16 protein-coding genes are annotated in these 17,426 nt (G+C 37.8%); 3 read left to right on the forward strand and 13 right to left on the reverse strand.

Features of this window, described 5'->3' with window-relative positions:
- Positions 1 to 4: 4 nt before the first annotated feature.
- The 4 genes from A6B43_RS00945 to A6B43_RS00960 all read right to left on the reverse strand — a co-directional run bounded on the left by A6B43_RS00945 (position 5) and on the right by A6B43_RS00960 (position 4,004).
- Positions 5 to 1,342 carry a replication-associated recombination protein A gene (locus A6B43_RS00945; RefSeq protein ID WP_124210725.1) on the reverse strand — a complete coding sequence of 446 codons (1,338 nt, stop codon included), beginning with the start codon at positions 1,340 to 1,342 and terminating at the stop codon, positions 5 to 7.
- A complete protein-coding gene (gene mreD, locus A6B43_RS00950) occupies positions 1,342 to 1,830 on the reverse strand; it encodes a rod shape-determining protein MreD (RefSeq protein WP_124210726.1) in 489 nt (162 codons plus the stop codon). Before mreD ends, A6B43_RS00945 begins: the two co-directional genes overlap by 1 nt.
- Positions 1,827 to 2,846: a rod shape-determining protein MreC gene (mreC, locus tag A6B43_RS00955; protein ID WP_124210727.1), complete on the reverse strand. Its 1,020-nt coding sequence runs from the start codon at positions 2,844 to 2,846 to the stop codon at positions 1,827 to 1,829. Before mreC ends, mreD begins: the two co-directional genes overlap by 4 nt.
- A 105-nt stretch (positions 2,847 to 2,951) precedes the next feature.
- Positions 2,952 to 4,004, reverse strand: coding sequence for a rod shape-determining protein (locus A6B43_RS00960; protein WP_124210728.1), 1,053 nt, complete (start codon positions 4,002 to 4,004; stop codon positions 2,952 to 2,954).
- A gap of 306 nt (positions 4,005 to 4,310) precedes the next feature.
- Here A6B43_RS00960 and pntA point away from each other — a divergent pair, with 306 nt between their 5' ends.
- The 3 genes from pntA (at position 4,311) to A6B43_RS00975 (ending at position 7,900) form a co-directional block, all read left to right on the forward strand.
- Positions 4,311 to 5,843 (forward strand): Re/Si-specific NAD(P)(+) transhydrogenase subunit alpha, encoded by a 1,533-nt coding sequence (gene pntA, locus A6B43_RS00965; RefSeq protein ID WP_124210729.1) that lies wholly within the window; start codon positions 4,311 to 4,313, stop codon positions 5,841 to 5,843.
- A gap of 10 nt (positions 5,844 to 5,853) precedes the next feature.
- Positions 5,854 to 7,227 carry a Re/Si-specific NAD(P)(+) transhydrogenase subunit beta gene (pntB, locus tag A6B43_RS00970; RefSeq protein ID WP_124210730.1) on the forward strand — a complete coding sequence of 458 codons (1,374 nt, stop codon included), beginning with the start codon at positions 5,854 to 5,856 and terminating at the stop codon, positions 7,225 to 7,227.
- Positions 7,228 to 7,312: 85 nt separating this feature from the next.
- Entirely contained in the window at positions 7,313 to 7,900 is a 588-nt protein-coding gene (locus A6B43_RS00975; protein WP_124210731.1) for a DNA glycosylase, read from the forward strand.
- 98 nt (positions 7,901 to 7,998) lie between these two features.
- Here A6B43_RS00975 and lpxA read toward each other — a convergent pair whose 3' ends face one another.
- The 9 genes from lpxA to gloB all read right to left on the reverse strand — a co-directional run bounded on the left by lpxA (position 7,999) and on the right by gloB (position 17,406).
- Positions 7,999 to 8,793, reverse strand: coding sequence for an acyl-ACP--UDP-N-acetylglucosamine O-acyltransferase (lpxA, locus tag A6B43_RS00980; protein ID WP_124210732.1), 795 nt, complete (start codon positions 8,791 to 8,793; stop codon positions 7,999 to 8,001).
- 23 nt (positions 8,794 to 8,816) lie between these two features.
- A complete protein-coding gene (gene fabZ / locus A6B43_RS00985; RefSeq protein WP_124210733.1) occupies positions 8,817 to 9,269 on the reverse strand; it encodes a 3-hydroxyacyl-ACP dehydratase FabZ in 453 nt (150 codons plus the stop codon).
- Between the two features lie 28 nt (positions 9,270 to 9,297).
- Entirely contained in the window at positions 9,298 to 10,323 is a 1,026-nt protein-coding gene (lpxD, locus tag A6B43_RS00990; RefSeq protein WP_124210734.1) for a UDP-3-O-(3-hydroxymyristoyl)glucosamine N-acyltransferase, read from the reverse strand.
- A 2-nt stretch (positions 10,324 to 10,325) separates the two neighbouring features.
- Positions 10,326 to 11,108 carry an OmpH/Skp family outer membrane protein gene (locus A6B43_RS00995; protein ID WP_124210735.1) on the reverse strand — a complete coding sequence of 261 codons (783 nt, stop codon included), beginning with the start codon at positions 11,106 to 11,108 and terminating at the stop codon, positions 10,326 to 10,328.
- A 94-nt stretch (positions 11,109 to 11,202) separates the two neighbouring features.
- Positions 11,203 to 13,617, reverse strand: coding sequence for an outer membrane protein assembly factor BamA (gene bamA, locus A6B43_RS01000; protein ID WP_124210736.1), 2,415 nt, complete (start codon positions 13,615 to 13,617; stop codon positions 11,203 to 11,205).
- Positions 13,618 to 13,672: 55 nt separating this feature from the next.
- The gene (rseP, locus tag A6B43_RS01005; protein WP_124210737.1) at positions 13,673 to 14,992 is read right to left on the reverse strand and encodes an RIP metalloprotease RseP; all 1,320 of its coding nucleotides are present in this window, start codon (positions 14,990 to 14,992) and stop codon (positions 13,673 to 13,675) included.
- A 9-nt stretch (positions 14,993 to 15,001) separates the two neighbouring features.
- Complete coding sequence (locus tag A6B43_RS01010; protein WP_124210738.1) at positions 15,002 to 15,871, reverse strand: phosphatidate cytidylyltransferase; 870 nt, start codon at positions 15,869 to 15,871, stop codon at positions 15,002 to 15,004.
- Between the two features lie 13 nt (positions 15,872 to 15,884).
- Positions 15,885 to 16,598, reverse strand: a complete 714-nt coding sequence (gene uppS / locus A6B43_RS01015) for a polyprenyl diphosphate synthase (protein ID WP_257792855.1) — start codon at positions 16,596 to 16,598, stop codon at positions 15,885 to 15,887.
- A 100-nt stretch (positions 16,599 to 16,698) separates the two neighbouring features.
- Positions 16,699 to 17,406 carry a hydroxyacylglutathione hydrolase gene (gene gloB, locus A6B43_RS01020; RefSeq protein WP_124210739.1) on the reverse strand — a complete coding sequence of 236 codons (708 nt, stop codon included), beginning with the start codon at positions 17,404 to 17,406 and terminating at the stop codon, positions 16,699 to 16,701.
- Positions 17,407 to 17,426 lie beyond the last annotated feature (20 nt).

The raw sequence follows: 17,426 nt of genomic DNA on the forward strand, positions 1-17,426 counted from the left end.
CAAATTATGAATATCGTTTCAAATCACTGGCTTGATCTTGTTCTTTTAACCACGCTAATTTTTCTTTAATCTGTTTTTCCATTCCCCTCTCCGTTGGGAAATAAAATTGTGTATCTTTCAACTCTGGTGGAAAATAATTTTCCCCAGCAGCATAAGCATTCAGTTCATTATGTGCATAACGATACTCTTTACCATACCCTAATGATTCCATCAATTTCGTTGGGGCATTGCGTAAATGCTCTGGCACATCATAATCTTTTGCTTCTTTTACTAGCTCTTTTGCCATATTAAACGCTGTATAAACTGCATTACTTTTCGGCGCAACGGCAAGATAAACAATCGCTTGGGCAATCGCTCTTTCCCCTTCAGCCGCCCCAACTCGGGTATAACAATCCCACGCAGATAAGGCAATTTGCATACCTCTAGGATCTGCATTCCCCACATCTTCAGAAGCAATCGCCAATAATCGTCTTGCAACATATAATGGGTCTCCCCCTGCCGTTAAAATTCGAGCATACCAATATAATGCTCCATCAGGAGATGATCCTCGCACAGATTTATGCAATGCCGAAATAAGATCATAATAGCGATCGCCCCCTTTATCAAAGCGAGCTTGCCGTTCACCTAGCACTTCTGTTAAAAGCTGTCGATTAAATACTTTTCCTTCGGGAAGGAGCTCTGCCATATCTGACATCAGTTCTAAACAGTTTAAGGCAAAACGAGCATCGCCATTCACATAATCGGCTAATAGAGCTAATACATCATCTTGTAAAATAATCGTTTCATTGCCTAAACCCCGTGTTTTATCTGTTAAAGCATTTTGCAAAACTTTTATGATATCGACCGCTTGTAAAGGCTTGAGAATATAAATTCGAGTGCGTGAAAGCAAAGCGTTATTTAATTCAAATGAAGGATTTTCTGTTGTCGCTCCAACAAAAATAATTGTCCCGTCTTCAATATAGGGTAAAAACGCATCTTGCTGGCTTTTATTAAAACGGTGAGCTTCATCAACAAAAAGTAGAGTTCGTCTCCCTGTTTGGTAATTTATTTTTGCCCGTTCAATCGCTTCTCTGATCTCTTTTATTCCACTAGTTACCGCAGAAAGCCGCTCAACTTCTGCCTCTAATTCTGAGGCAATAATTTCTGCTAAAGTTGTTTTACCTGTGCCAGGGGGCCCCCAAAGAATCATTGAATGGCTATGCCCTGATTCTATTGCACGGCGTAAGGGCTTTCCAATACCAATAAGATGAGATTGCCCAATATATTCATCTAAGTGCCGTGGACGCATTTTGGCAGAAAGCGGTCGAAAATCGGTTGAAAAATCAAAAGAAAATGTGCTCATTAACGTAGTTGTAAACCTCGGCGAATATGACGCATTAATAAAAAGACCCAAGGCCATAAAATACCGCTAATTAATGCTCCAAAAAGTTCTTGTGAATTGAATTCAGCACCGTGTAAGATCAATTCAACGAAGAAAATTGAGAAACGAATTAAGCTAACATAAAAAACAACCAATATTCCTTGTAACCAAAGTGATAGATTGCGTAAAATTAGATGATGTTTTGCTACAAAGTAAATTGCAATAGATAAAACTAAGGCGTGCACCCCTAAAATTGACCCTAAAATAACATCCCAAACAATCCCTGCAACAAATGCTGTGCCAACACTAATTTTGCTCGGTAACGCTAACGCCCAATAAATAAGTACTAATACAACCCAAGCTGGGCGTAATGCTTGAAAACCTGCGGGCCAAGGCATAATTTCTAATACAAATGCAACAATAAAAATCAGCACTAATATAAGAAATTGAAAAATGGTATTTTGTTTCACTGCTCTACTCCCATTTGATTTTCAGTTTCTGGTATTTCATCAACCGCTTCTACTGGTGGCTGCTTTTCTTGTTCTTCATTTATTTTTACTTTTTTAATTGATTTCAAGCGGTCTAATCGGTTTAAACTTTGACGACGCTCTTCTACCACATTACGAACATCTTGTGGAGAGATTTTCTGCGTTTTACGAGAGTCTTCCCCCGTTGGCCACAATAGTAATAAATAACGCAAACGTTCTAATGAAGCAAGTGGACGTGCAGTTGCTCGAGCAAAATGGCTCGCCCCATTATTCACAACTGTTTCAACCACAGCAACCGGATAACCTTCAGGGAAATTCCCCCCTAACCCAGAGGTAACCAAAACATCACCTTTTGCAATATCTACAGTACGAGGAAGATGATCTAAAATTAATTCTTCATTATGCCCTGTCCCACTTGCAATACCTCGAACATCATTGCGTAATACTTGTACAGGAATAGCATGAGTCACATCTGTTAGCATTAACACTCGGCTACTATTTTCACCCACTGAAATAACTTGCCCAACGACCCCTCGCTCATCAATAACAGGCTGGCCAACAAAAGCACCATCAGCTTTTCCTTGATTGATTACAATTTGTTGGCGATATGCATCCATTTCTGCAGTAAGCACTTCCGCTACTTTTTTATATTCATCTTGTCTTAAGGGTGAGCTAAGTAATAAGCGTAAACGCTGATTTTCCACTTTTAACTGATTAAGCAGTAATAAATCTGCACTTTGTTCACGTAATTGCTGGCGTAATGCTTGATTTTCGATTTTCAATTTTTGGCTATCAATAAAATTATTACTGACACCATCTAACACGACTCTCGGTGTATTTGCAAAATAGTATAAGCCACTGACCGCTGTCTCAAGTACATTACGCACTTGTAACATTGCAGAGCTTCGCCCATCTAAAAAGATGCAGGCAATAGAAAGTGTCATTGCTGCAAAAAGACGGACACCAAGGGAAGGGACTTTAGCAAAAATTGGTTTCATTTTTTATCTGGAAACTAGCTGAAAAAAGAGATTAATGAAAAAGTAAAATGGACAACTCTAATTCAGATTGTCCATTTCAAGCTATCTCAATAAATTATATGATAATTAAATATCATCACTAAATACATCACCACCGTGCATATCAATCATATCAAGTGCCTTACCACCACCACGAGCAACACAAGTAAGTGGGTCTTCTGCAACAATCACAGGTACCCCTGTTGCATTTGAAAGTAATACATCAAGGTTTTGCATTAAAGCACCGCCGCCTGTTAATACCATTCCTCGTTCAAAAATATCTGCGGCTAATTCAGGTGGGCATTGTTCTAATACCGCTTTTACCGCTTCAACAATGCCAGTTAACGGCTGTTCAATTGCTTCCAATACTTCTTTAGACGTTAATGTGAAAGTTCTTGGTGCACCTTCTGCAAGGTTATGTCCATGTACTTCCATTGTTCGTATTTCATCTTCATTTTGCAGATAAGCCGTGGCAATTTCTTGTTTAATACGTTCTGCCGTTGTTTCACCAATCGCTGAACCGTAATGACGGCGAACATAAGCAATAATCGCTTCATCAAATTTATCACCACCAATCCGTACTGATGACGAATGCACAATGCCATTCAGTGATAATACAGCCACTTCCGTTGTGCCACCACCAATATCAATTACCATTGAACCAGCAGCCTCAGCAACAGGTAGTCCTGCCCCAATCGCAGCTGCCATCGGTTCTTCAATTAAGTGAACCTCTCTAGCTCCTGCTCGCATTGCAGACTCTTTAATCGCTTTACGTTCTACTTGGGTAGCACCTGCTGGTACACAAATGAGTACTCGAGGGCTAGGACGCATAAAATTATTACTATGTACCTGCTTAATAAAATGTTGCAACATTTTTTCTGTCACATGGAAATCAGCAATCACACCATCTTTCATTGGGCGAATTGCTGTAATACTTTTTGGCGTACGCCCTAACATCGATTTGGCGTTAATTCCAACTGCGGCAATACTTTTTGATGTCCCCATACGATCTTGACGAACAGCAACTACCGAAGGTTCATCAAGCACAATACCTTGCCCTTTTACATAAATAAGCGTATTTGCTGTACCGAGATCAATAGAAAGATCATTTGAAAAAAGCCCTAGAAATTTTTTAAACATAGCTAAAATCCGTAAGAAAAATAAAATTCAATAATGTCTTTATGACATGTTCAGTGATAACTGAGAAAATTGTGCGTAAATATAGCAAAAAAGCCTGAAACAACAAAGATTTATTTCAATAAATCAAGGTTAAGCGGTGAATTGACAATAAATTTTGTCAAATTACTTCTCATAAATAATAATCTTGCTCATCATTAGAAATTCTTTTCCCATAAATAACAATAAATGATAAAGTTATAACTATATGTAACAAGAAATATTTTCTTTTCCCATATTTTATTATCATACTATTTTAAAGGAGTCTTTATGCTAATTGGTATTCCTAAAGAACTGCTCGCTAACGAAAGTAGAGTGGCGGCAACGCCCAAGACTGTTGAGCAAATTCTTAAATTAGGTTTCGATGTTATTGTTGAACATAATGCAGGGTTTAACGCTAGCTTTGAAGATACTGCTTATGCTCAGGCTGGAGCAACTATTGGTAATCAACAAGCGGTTTGGAATGCTGATATTATATTCAAAGTCAATCCCCCAACTGATGATGAAATTACGCTATTAAAAGAAGGGGCTACCTTAATTAGCTTTGTTTGGCCTGCACAAAATCCAACGTTAATGGAAAAATTATCGGCAAAAAATATTAACGTACTTGCAATGGATTGTGTTCCCCGTATTTCACGGGCTCAATCTCTTGATGCTCTTAGCTCAATGGCAAACATTGCGGGGTATCGTGCGGTTGTTGAAGCAGCCCACGAATTTGGCCGCTTTTTTACAGGACAAATTACTGCTGCGGGTAAAGTTCCTCCAGCTAAAGTCCTTGTAATCGGTGCAGGCGTTGCGGGGTTAGCTGCAATTGGAGCAGCAAATAGCTTAGGTGCGATTGTACGATCTTTTGACTCTCGTCCAGAAGTAAAAGAACAAGTACAAAGTATGGGTGCTGAATTTTTAGAAATCGATTTCAAAGAAGAAGGCGGAAGTGGTGATGGCTATGCCAAAGTAATGTCTGAAGAATTCAACAAACGTGCTTTAGCGTTATACGCTGAACAAGCAAAAGATGTTGATATTATTATTACAACCGCTCTCATTCCTGGAAAGCCAGCCCCTCGACTTATTACTAAAGAAATGGTTGAGTCAATGAAGCCTGGCTCAGTCATTGTTGATCTTGCTGCCGCCACAGGAGGTAATTGTGAGCTAACTAAAGCGGGAGAAGTTGTTATTACCGATAATCAAGTAAAAATTATCGGTTATACTGACTTACCAAGCCGTTTACCTGCCCAATCCTCTCAACTTTACGGCACAAATTTAGTAAATCTTCTTAAACTTCTTACCAAAGAGAAAGACGGCAACATTGATATTAATTTTGATGATGTGGTATTGCGTGGCGTTACCGTCATTCGCCAAGGGGAAATCACCTTCCCAGCCCCACCAATTCAAGTATCGGCTCAGCCACAACAAACGATAAAAGCAACGCAAGCGGTTAAAAAAGAAGAAAAAATTGCTGATCCTCGTATTAAATACGGCGTAATGGCAACGATTGGCTTACTATTCTTACTTATTATGTCTGTTGCTCCATCTGAATTTTTATCTCATTTCACGGTATTTGTACTCTCGTGTGTTGTTGGCTATTATGTTGTTTGGAATGTAAGCCACGCTCTGCATACCCCACTTATGGCAGTAACTAACGCTATTTCTGGTATTATTATTGTCGGTGCATTACTACAAATTGCTCAGGGAGGCTTATTTATCAGCCTACTTGCTTTCATTGCAATTTTAGTGGCGAGTATCAATATTTTCGGTGGCTTTAAAGTTACTCAACGTATGCTTGCTATGTTCAGAAAAGGTTAAGGAGTAAAAAATGTCTTTAGGTTTAGTACAAGCTGCATACATTATTGCAGCCCTTCTATTTATTATGAGTTTGGCAGGATTATCCAAACATGAAACTGCAAAAGCTGGGTGTTGGTACGGTATTTCTGGTATGACCATCGCTCTTATTACCACCATTTTTGGCCCTGAATCACAAGGAACAATTTGGATCTTAATTGCAATGGCAATTGGCGGATTTATTGGCGTTCGTAAAGCACTCAAAGTAGAGATGACAGAAATGCCAGAGCTTGTTGCAATTTTGCATAGTTTTGTCGGGCTTGCTGCAGTTCTCGTTGGTTTTAACAGCTATGGATTACATCACATTGATAATACAACTTTACAAACAATTCACAATGTTGAAGTCTTTTTAGGGATCTTTATTGGTGCAGTAACCTTCACGGGGTCTATTGTTGCCTTTGGAAAACTCAGTGGTAAAATAAATTCCAAAGCCTTAATGCTACCTCACCGTCATAAATTAAATTTAATTGCTATTATTATTTCAGCGTTATTGATGATTGTTTTTATCAATCATCCAGACAATATCTTCCCCGTATTAGTGATGACGATAATTGCTCTTGCTTTTGGCTGGCATTTAGTTGCCTCAATTGGTGGAGCTGATATGCCCGTAGTAGTTTCAATGCTAAATTCTTATTCAGGTTGGGCGGCAGCGGCGGCTGGTTTTATGCTCAATAATGACCTACTCATCGTAACAGGGGCATTAGTTGGTTCATCAGGTGCAATCCTCTCTTACATTATGTGTAAAGCAATGAACCGCTCATTTATCAGCGTAATTGCAGGTGGATTTGGTAATGATGTGGTTGTGAGCAGTGAAACAGAACAAGGTGAACACCGAGAAACAACGGCAGAAGAAGTCGCTGAAATGTTAAAAAATGCCAGCTCAGTTATTATCACTCCAGGCTACGGAATGGCGGTTGCTCAAGCTCAATATCCTGTGGCAGAAATCACACAAAAATTGCGTGAACGTGGGATCAATGTACGTTTTGGTATTCACCCCGTAGCTGGTCGCTTACCTGGGCATATGAATGTACTCCTCGCTGAAGCAAAAGTGCCTTATGACATTGTGCTAGAAATGGACGAAATCAATGATGATTTTTCCAATACTGATGTAGTGCTAGTTATCGGTGCAAATGATACCGTCAATCCAGCCGCAATGGACGATCCTAATAGTCCTATTGCGGGAATGCCTGTGTTAGAAGTTTGGAATGCTGACAATGTAATTGTCTTTAAACGCTCAATGGCAGTAGGCTATGCAGGGGTACAAAATCCACTGTTCTTTAAAGAAAATACACAAATGCTATTTGGTGATGCAAAAGAACGTGTTGATGATATTTTAAAAGCTCTTTAAATATAACGTAATTTAACGTTTAGCCTATATAAAAGCCGTATTTTCAGTGTAAAATACGGCTTTATTTTATCGCTTACTTTATTGTATGTCTGAATTTATCGAAGAGCACCCATTTCCCCCCTTACTCCCACCGAATACAACCGTAATGATGATGGGAACTTTCCCGCCTGCTGCAGAAAAACGATGTATGAATTTTTATTATCCTAATTTCCAAAATGATATGTGGCGAATCTATGGTGAAATTTTTTTCAGTAATCCACTACATTTCCAAATAAAAGATGAAAAGCAGTTCGACTCTGCAAAAATATCACAATTTATACAACAGAAAGGCATTGCTCTTTGCCCTACGGTAAATAAAGCCATTAGAGAACATAACAATGCGTCTGATAAATATTTAAAGGTTGTAGAAGCAGTTAATTTGAATACTATATTACCACAAATCCCAAATTGCCAATGGCTATTTACCACAGGTGGAAAAGCAACGGATATTCTGCTAAATATGCTCCCTACTAAAACGAAAGCGCCCAAAACTAATGAATGGATTGACTATCACTACAATAATTTTCAACTCAAACTGTATCGTTTACCATCAACGTCAAGAGCTTACCCACTCAGTTTTTCTAAAAAAGTAGAAGCCTATCGACAATTCTTCCTCCTTTCTGGAATTTTATAAACGCAAGCGGTCAGATCTTCTCCTATTTTACAAATGTAAATTTTAGGAGAAAACTAACCGCTTGTTCAACGTAACTAATGTAATTATTGTTTCTTATTCTAACGGATAATACCCCGAGTAGAACGCTTGAAGAAATCTAAAAACAGGCTAATTGCTGCTTCTGTTTTAGCGTACTGCTCAATTTCAACAATCGCCTCTTCCAATGTTTTGCCACTGCGGTAAATAAGTTTATATACATTACGAATAGCGTGCATTGTGGCTTTTTCAAAACCTCGGCGTTTTAACCCTTCTAAATTAACCCCAAATGGCTGTGCGTGATTACCTTGTGCTACAACATAAGGCGGAACATCTTGACTCACCATTGAACCACCGCCTAACATAACGTGAGAACCAATAACAACAAATTGGTGAATAGCTGACATTCCACCTACAATCACAAAATCATCTAACGTAACATGCCCTGCAAGCGTACCATTATTTGCAATAATACAATGATTACCAATAGAACAATCGTGAGCGATATGACAATTAATCATAAATAAATTATCATTGCCAATTTTAGTTATTCCCCCGCCTTGTACTGTTCCACGGTGAATAGTAACACTTTCACGAATACGATTTCGATCACCAATAATCGTTTTAGTTGGCTCACCACGGTATTTAAGATCTTGGTTAATTTCACCAATACTTGCAAATTGGAAAATCTGATTATCTTCCCCAATTTCAGTATCACCTTGGATCACAACATGAGAATGAATTTTTGTGCCAGCCCCAATTTTAACACCTTTACCGATCACACAAAACGGACCTATCTCAACATTTTTACCAACAATAACTCCCTCTTCAATCACTGCAAGTGGGCTAATTTTTGCTGAAGGATCAATAAGTTGCATAGTAATTTTCCTTATAAATAAGATTATTTACGGGCACACATCAGCTCCGCTTCACATACCACCTTACCATCTACTGATGCAATACCAGTAAAACGTGTAACACCTCGCACTTCCTTTAGAACTTCAACACGCAACTCCATTTGATCACCCGGTACAACTGGTTTTTTAAAACGAGCATTATCAATACCCGCAAAATAGAAAAGTGAACCTTTTTCTAATTCCTGAGTTTTAAATGCTAAAATGCCCATTGCCTGTGCTAATGATTCTAAAATTAAAACGCCAGGGAAAATCGGTTTTTCAGGAAAGTGTCCTGTAAAGCAAGGTTCATTGACACTCACATTTTTGATAGCAGTAAGCCATTTCCCTTCTTCAAAATCCAGCACACGATCAACCATTAAAAATGGATAACGATGTGGCAATAAACGCATAATTTCTTCAATCTCAACTATTTTGCTTACTTCACTAAGTTCTGACACAGTAAGTCCCTCTTCAATCAACTATAATTTAACTTTTTAACTGTTTTTCAACGGCTTTTAAACGCTCATTGATCTTATCAATATTCATTGTCAATGTGGCTGTTTTACGCCATTCTTTATTTGTTTGGAGTGGAATACCCGATGAATAAATCCCTTTCTCCGTAATTGGACGCATTACCATTCCCATTCCAGTAATGATAGCTCCATCACAAATTTCCATATGACCATTAATGACACTTGCCCCACCGATTTGACAGAATCGTCCAATTTTCAAACTCCCTGCCATAATCACACCACCTGCTACAGCTGTACCAAAACCGATATGAACATTGTGAGCAATTTGGCAAAGGTTATCAATAATCACATTATCTTCAATAACGGTTGGATCAAGTGCACCTCTATCAATACAAGTACAAGCGCCAATTTCAACCCGATTTCCAATAATTACGCCACCTGTTTGTGGGATCTTAATCCACTGCCCTTTATCATTTGCATAACCAAAGCCATCACTGCCAATAACAGCTGAAGACTGAATTAAACAATCCATACCTATTTGAACATTATGGTAAATAGCTACATTTGCCCAAATTTTAGTCCTCGCCCCAATTTTGCTATTCTTTCCAATGAAACAGCCTGCACCAATGATGACATCATCGGCAAGTTCCACACCGCTTTCGATCACAGCATTTGGTCCAATAGATACATTTTGCCCAATTACCGCATCAGGTGAAATAACCGCCGTTGGAGCAATATTTTCAGCAGGCTTTGGGGTTGTATCCATATACTGTGATAATAATGCATAGGCTAAATAAGGATTAGATGTAATAATCAAATTTTGATCTGCACGACAAAATTCGACATCTGACTCACTTACAATAACTGCTCCTGCTTTACAAGCGGCTAATTGTGAGCGATATTTTGCATTTGAGATAAAAGTGATCTGCTCACTTTCAGCTTTCTCTAACGGAGCGATACTTGAAATAACTAAATCGGCGTTACCCCGCAGAGTACCGCCGATTTGCTCCGCTAATTGTTTTAGACGGAAAGAGTTCATTATTATTTTTGCTCTGTCGTTGCAGATTTCGCTGCATCTTCTATTTTTGGCGTATCCGCAGCTTTTTCATTTGCTGGTTTAGTTTCTACCGTAGGCTGTTTTGCTTTTACTTCTGCTAAGATCGCTTCTGTAATATTTGCATTTTCATCCTTCACATAAAGTGCCGCAGCAGGTAATACAATGGTATAACCTTTTGAATCTGCAACGGTTTTAATTGCTGCATTAATATCATCAACTGCTTTTTTCTGAATTTCAACGGTATCTACTGCATTTTCAGCTTGTGCTGCTTTTTGCATTTTTGCTTGCAACTCAGCTACTTTTTTCTGGAACGTTTCAGCTTTCTTCTTAAATGCCGCTTCACGTTTTTGAATTGCTGCTACTTTTCCTTGGAATGCTTTTTGCTCATTTTGAATAGCTGTTTGACGTGCTTGGATCTCTTTTGAGCGAAGCCTCGGTGCATCTTTTTCTAATGCTGCGATTTTTTTCTTGATTGATGCTTCTACGCTTGATTGCTCTTGCTGTAATTTTTTCGCATCTGTTTCAATTTTTTTATATTCATCATTTAATGCTTTATCTTCCGCTGATAATTTCTTTTCTTCATCAGCAAATTTACCTCTAGCGTCTGCCATAGTTTTTTCAATTTTCTCAGCAGCTGCAACCATTGCAGGGTGGTTTTGTAATAAATAACCCGGATCTGCAAAAGCAATTTTATCATCAGCATTAGCTAAGTTTGCAGAGAATGTAAATGCAGCAGCTACCGCAGCTAATTTGAATACATTTTTCATTGAATATCCTTTAATAAATAATTAGTGAATTACAAGCGGTCAGATTGACAAATTTTTTGCTTATCTCACCGCTTAGATAAGTTAATCAATTAGATTAGAAAGAACCACCAATACTAAATTGGAATTGTTCAATTTCATCACCTTGATATTTTTTAAGTGGTTTAGCATAAGAGAATAATAATGGGCCAATTGGTGAATTCCATTGGAAAGCCACACCCGCTGATGCACGTACTCGTTTGTAATCTTTAAAATTCTCTAAAGATGAGTAATCGTACTGTTTATTATCTAATATAGGTTTCGCTTTCCACTTAGTATTCCAAACCGTTGCTGCATCAACAAAGAGTGACGTTCTAACATTGTTTTGATGTTTCTCGCTCACAAACGGGGTTGGTGTAATCAATTCTAAGCTCGCCGTTGCCATTGCGTTACCACCAACAACATCATTACTTGCACCTAAGAACTCTTTACTTCCGTCTTTATTGTCCCTTAAATAAATTGCTTTTGGACCAATAGCACCATAAGAGAAACCACGTAAAGAGCCGATGCCACCTGCTGTATAATTTTGATAGAACGGTAAACCTTTTCCACCAAACCCATTTGCATAAGCAACACCAGCTCGGGTTGAAATAATCCATTTATGTTCACGATTAAGTGGGAGATAATTTCTAAAATCTGCACTCAATTTATAATATTTATTATCTGAACCAGGAATAGTTACACGCCCACCGATATTAGCAGATGAACCTTCTGTTGGTAAAAATCCACGGTTTAAACTATTAAAATTCCAACCAAAAGAGAAATCAAAATCATCTGCTTTGATTTTACTGTAATAATTAGTTGCTGGATCAATCGGAATATTCATTGATTTCACATATAACTCACGGTTAAATTCCCGTTGTGCATTTTTAATCACATCATGCACATAACCCAATCCTAAATAATAAGAGTTATTTTCATCAACAGGGAAACCTAACGTGCCATTTAATCCATAAGTGCGTCGTTTATAGCTTGAAGCGGTATCACTTTTTGAGTTATCGTAATCTTCATAGAATACATTCCCACCAAGGCTTACGCCATCTTTAGTAAAATAAGGTTCGGTATAGCCTAAGTTAATTGTATTACCATAGTCATTACGAGTTCCATTTAAGCTAATTGATGATCCCATACCCAAGAAGTTATCTTGTTTAATACCTGCTTGATAGCTAAAGCCTTGCTCCGAGCCATAACCAATCCCGAAGTTGATACTTCCTGTATTACGCTCTTTGATTTTATATAATAAATCAACTTGATCAGACACATTTTGCACTGGAGGAAACGTTAATTCGACTGTGTCAAAGAACCCCGTACGTTCTAAACGAGCCTTACCTAAATTCGCTAAACTGGTTGATAACCAAGTAGCCTCTTGTTGACGCATTTCACGGCGTAAAGTTGAATCTGCAGTAACATCATTCCCCTCAAAACGGATTTTACGCACATAAATTCTTGAGCCTGCATCAACAACGTAATTAATGCGTACAGTTTTATTCGCATCATCAAAAATTGGGTGAATATCTACCTTAGCTGAAGCGTATCCACTGTCTCCAAGCACATCTTTAATACCTTCTTCAATTTTAACTAAATCATCACGGCGGAATTGTTGCCCCGGTTTGAAGTCTTTTAGTAAGGCATTCAGTTGTGTATCCATTCTAGCAGTATTCCCTACAATTCGGATCTCACTAATATTATACTGCTCGCCCTCGTGCAATTTATAAGTGAGCGCCACATCTTTTTTATCCTCACTAAATTTAACTATTGCATCTTCAATATTAAATTTAGCGTAACCTCGATTCATATAAAAATTGCGTAAATTCTCTTGATCTTGATTATAAACTGGTTGTTCAAAACGGCTACTTTGGAAAATATTCCACCACGCAGTATTTGGTTGAATATCAAGTTGTTTTGTTAATTCTTTCGAACTAAACACTTGATTACCTACAAAATCAGTACTTTTCACATAAGCAACATCATTTTCTTTAATCGCTAATTTAATATTAACACTACCATTTTCTGCTTGTGTTGCTGAAGTTTCAATTTGTGCATTATAGCGACCAATAGAACGATAATGCTCTAAGAGACCTTGTTTAAACCCCTCTAATTTTGCAGCATCATACAATTCGCCACGCGTAATTAAATTCGCCTTCAAATTCTGCTCAAGGGGATCTTTAGGAATAGCTGAATTACCTTCAATCGTAACATTATTGATAATCGGCAACTCTTTTACTTTAATAACTAGCGTATTTCCTTCACGCTCCGCTCTTACATCTTCAAAGCGGTTTTGTAAGAAAAGCTGACGAACAACATTTGCTACATCATTATCAGTTGCTTTTTGCCCAACCTTCACAGGTAATGTTGGAATAATTGTTGAGCCAACATCAGCTTGAACACCATCAATACGGATATCTTTCACCACAAATGGGGCTGCCACAACACCGTTGGCAATCAATAAGGTTGAAAGTAAAAATTTTTTCATTTGAAATAATCCTATTTGTCAAATTATTCGGAATATCTGACCGCTTGTCGTCAGATTAAAAGTGAATTAAATCATTTAGCAAGGCAAATGCCATTAAACCAACGATAAAAACAAAGCCTAATTGCTGAAATACCATACGCATTTTTTCTGGTAATGGCTTACCTAAAATTGCTTCTCCAGCTAATAAAAGCAACAAACCGCCATCAAGGGGTAAAATAGGAAATAAATTCATTACTCCTAAATTGACACTAATGAGTGCCATAAACCCAATATAGTAAACCCAACCAATTTCTGCAGTTGCACCAGCCCCTTTCGCCATTGAAATGGGGCCACCCATATTATCTAAAGAAAGTCCACCCGTTAATAATTTTCCGATAAATTGTAAAATTGAGTGAATTAACGAGCCAACTTTTTCGAGACTCTTGCCAATAGCAGTTAGCATATCATACTTTAATTCGGTTCGATACTTATCCATCATCGGCTGATAGCTTGGTACGATACCAATAACATAACGTTTACCGTCTTCTGATTTTACTGGTTGAATGTTAAAACTTTTTTGCGCCCCAGAACGTTCAACAACTAATTCTAAAAATTCGCCTTTTTTCACTTGTTGCAGTAAAAAATACCAATCAAAAGGCTCTGAATTGATAGATATAATTTTATCATCAGCTAATATTCCCGCTTTTTCTGCGGGTGATCCTTCAACAACTTGCTTAACTTGAGGTTCAATCTCAAACATTTTAGGACGAATGCCTAATGCTGTAATCGGATTTTCTCGATTAGCATCAATATCCCAACCAGCTAAATTTACAAAGCGTGAATGAATAACATTTTTATCAACTAAATGCCCTGCTATCTCAACTTGTTTTTCGCCAATATGACCAATCAAGGCAAGCGTAACTTCTTCCCAATTCCTTACTGTTTTTCCTGATACCTCAGTAATTTGAAATTCAGGCTCAAAGCCTGCTTGTGCTGCAATAGTATTTGGTATAACGGAACTTATAACAGGTTTAATCGTTGAAATTCCTGCAACAAAAACAACCCAATATGCCACTATGGCAAATAAAAAATTTGCCATAGGTCCAGCTAAAACAATAAAAGCACGCTGTAATACCGTTTTATTATTAAGTGACTGCTCTGGTGGAAACTGAAATTCAGTCTCGCCATTGTACATTTGCACGTATCCACCTAATGGAATTAAGGAAAAGGCAAATTCTGTACCTTGCTTATCTTTTTTCTGCCATAGCACCTTGCCAAAGCCAATTGAAAAGCGAATAACCTTCACATTACAACGGCGAGCTGCCCAAAAATGCCCATATTCGTGTACAAAAACTAGCACGCAAATAAGCAGAAAAAACGCTAAAATTGAAGTCATCAATATCCCTTATAATAGAAAGAAGAATCCAATTGCAAATATTGGCAATGCCGCCGTCAAACTATCAATACGATCAAGAATACCACCGTGCCCAGGAATTAAATTACTACTATCTTTAATCCCTGCTTGACGCTTAAACATACTTTCAGAGAGATCACCCAACGCAGAAATAATAACAGTCACCATTGATAAAATAATAAAAGGCACAGTTTCAACTGTTCTACCAAACACATTATCTGGCGTTACACTTAAAAAGATAACAGCAATAAGAGCTGAAGTAATCACTCCGCCAATTGCCCCTTCCCACGATTTACCAGGGGAAACTTTCGGTGCTAGTTTATGTTTGCCAATTGTTCTTCCAACAAAAAATGCACCAGAATCTGCCCCCCAAACCAATAAAAACACATAAAGCAACAAATAAGTCCCTTGATAAGGGTCAAAATTATAGTGATAGAAACGTAAGGCTAATGTGCTAATAAAAAATGGAATTAATGTACAAAATCCAAAAATAAATTTCGTTGAACTTGATTTACTCCAAATAGAGGCTGATTTTGGATAACTCACCACCAACACAATCGCAATAAGCCACCAAACTCCGCCTAAAAATAGTAAAGGAATAGTTTCATCAGTCAAAAAACGGGTAGATTGAATATAATCTGTACTCGCCATAATCGGAAAAATTAATAATGCTAAAGTAACTAGAGCAACAATTACTCTTGCTATCGGACGTTTAAAACCGACAAATTGCGCCCATTCCCACATTCCTAACACAATAATTGCAGCTAAGGCTAAAGTAAATGGTAAGGGAGAAAGCCAGAATAAAGCAATCAAAGTAACGGCAATCATCACAACCGCAGATAAAATTCGTTGTTTAAGCATTTAATTTTCCTTTTTAACAACCACCAAAACGGCGATCACGTTGTTGATAAGCAACAATGGCTTCACTAAAACTTTTTTCATCAAACTCAGGCCATAAAACAGGGCTAAAAAATAGCTCTGCATAGGCAATTTGCCATAATAAAAAATTACTGATCCGCTGTTCGCCACTCGTTCGAATCAGCAGATCTACCTGCGGTTGCATACCTGTTGCTAATGCTTGTTGAAAACGTTCAGGATCTATATCTTCTACAGTAATTTCGCTCTGTTTTACCTGCCTAGCAAGGGTTTGGGCGGCATTCACAATATCCCAATAACCACCATAATTTGCAGCGATATTTAATATCAGTCCTGTATTATTTGCCGTAAGCATTTCTGATTCTTTAATCTTCTGTTGCAAACGATCACTAAAAAGGGATTTATTGCCAATGATATTCAAGCGAATATTATTTTTATGTAATTTTTTTACTTCAGAATCTAAGGCTTTCATAAATAATGCCATTAATGCAGAAACTTCTGCTTCTGGGCGATTCCAATTCTCACTACTAAAAGCATACAAGGTTAAAACCTTAATGTGATGTTTTGCAGCAAAATTAACTGCAGATCTCACCGCTTTTACACCGTTTTGGTGTCCAAATATACGCAATTTTCCCTGCTGTTTCGCCCAGCGACCGTTACCGTCCATAATTATCGCAACGTGTTCAGGCATATTGTTCGGATCAAAATTCACAGGCTCTCACTTAATTAATAATGCGTAATGCAAAATAGATGAACTATACCATAATGGCAACTAGAGTGAAATAGAATAGAAAAATGGTTTACGGTAGATTTTAAAAAATATCTTTCTGCTGACGTAATGTAATAAACTCCGATAAACTGCCCGCTTGAATAAATGGATTTACTTGCTTTTCTAATCCAATCGTTGTTGGAAGTGTTACTTTCCCTTGTTCACGCAATAGATCCACTCGTGCTTGGTACGCCAATAATATCGGCTGATCTAGTATTACAGTTGCAGCAAATTTGAGATTGCTTTGCGTATATTCGTGAGCAGGAAAAACTTGAATTTCATCGGGTAGCTGTTTAAATTGTTGTAAAGCCTCATATTGGGCTTGATAATCGCCTGTAAATACCCGTCCACAACCACCAGAAAATAAAGAATCGCCACAAAATAGCCATTGGTTATCCACTAAATAACTAATATGCCCAGCGGTATGTCCTGCACTTTTGATTACCTCAAAGCGTAAATCAAGTAGATAAAATTGTTGTTTCGGTTCAACACATTGGGTATTAAATACCGCTGTTTCCTGCGGCCCAATTACGGTTAGTTCAGGAAATTTTGCTCGTAACCCTTCTACCCCATTCGTATGATCGGAATGATTATGAGTAAGTAAACAAGCGGTGAGTTCCAACTGATTTTTGGTAATAAAATCTAACACTGGCTCACTTTCTGATGGATCAAAAATTATTGCCTTTGTGCCTTGCTGTAATAGCCAAATATAGTTATCCGCTAACGCCGAAATAGGGGTAATTTTAATCATTTTAACTCCATAAAAAATGG

Source organism: Vespertiliibacter pulmonis (assembly GCF_013377275.1).
Lineage (GTDB): Bacteria > Pseudomonadota > Gammaproteobacteria > Enterobacterales > Pasteurellaceae > Vespertiliibacter > Vespertiliibacter pulmonis.

Coding starts and splice junctions, on each gene's coding strand:
- A6B43_RS00945 (WP_124210725.1), bottom strand. CDS start 1,342: ATGAGCACATTTTCTTTTGATTTTTCAACCGATTTTCGACCGCTTTCT.
- mreC (WP_124210727.1), bottom strand. CDS start 2,846: ATGAAACCAATTTTTGCTAAAGTCCCTTCCCTTGGTGTCCGTCTTTTT.
- A6B43_RS00960 (WP_124210728.1), bottom strand. CDS start 4,004: ATGTTTAAAAAATTTCTAGGGCTTTTTTCAAATGATCTTTCTATTGAT.
- pntA (WP_124210729.1), top strand. CDS start 4,311: ATGCTAATTGGTATTCCTAAAGAACTGCTCGCTAACGAAAGTAGAGTG.
- pntB (WP_124210730.1), top strand. CDS start 5,854: ATGTCTTTAGGTTTAGTACAAGCTGCATACATTATTGCAGCCCTTCTA.
- A6B43_RS00975 (WP_124210731.1), top strand. CDS start 7,313: ATGTCTGAATTTATCGAAGAGCACCCATTTCCCCCCTTACTCCCACCG.
- lpxA (WP_124210732.1), bottom strand. CDS start 8,793: ATGCAACTTATTGATCCTTCAGCAAAAATTAGCCCACTTGCAGTGATT.
- lpxD (WP_124210734.1), bottom strand. CDS start 10,323: ATGAACTCTTTCCGTCTAAAACAATTAGCGGAGCAAATCGGCGGTACT.
- A6B43_RS00995 (WP_124210735.1), bottom strand. CDS start 11,108: ATGAAAAATGTATTCAAATTAGCTGCGGTAGCTGCTGCATTTACATTC.
- bamA (WP_124210736.1), bottom strand. CDS start 13,617: ATGAAAAAATTTTTACTTTCAACCTTATTGATTGCCAACGGTGTTGTG.
- rseP (WP_124210737.1), bottom strand. CDS start 14,992: ATGACTTCAATTTTAGCGTTTTTTCTGCTTATTTGCGTGCTAGTTTTT.
- A6B43_RS01010 (WP_124210738.1), bottom strand. CDS start 15,871: ATGCTTAAACAACGAATTTTATCTGCGGTTGTGATGATTGCCGTTACT.
- gloB (WP_124210739.1), bottom strand. CDS start 17,406: ATGATTAAAATTACCCCTATTTCGGCGTTAGCGGATAACTATATTTGG.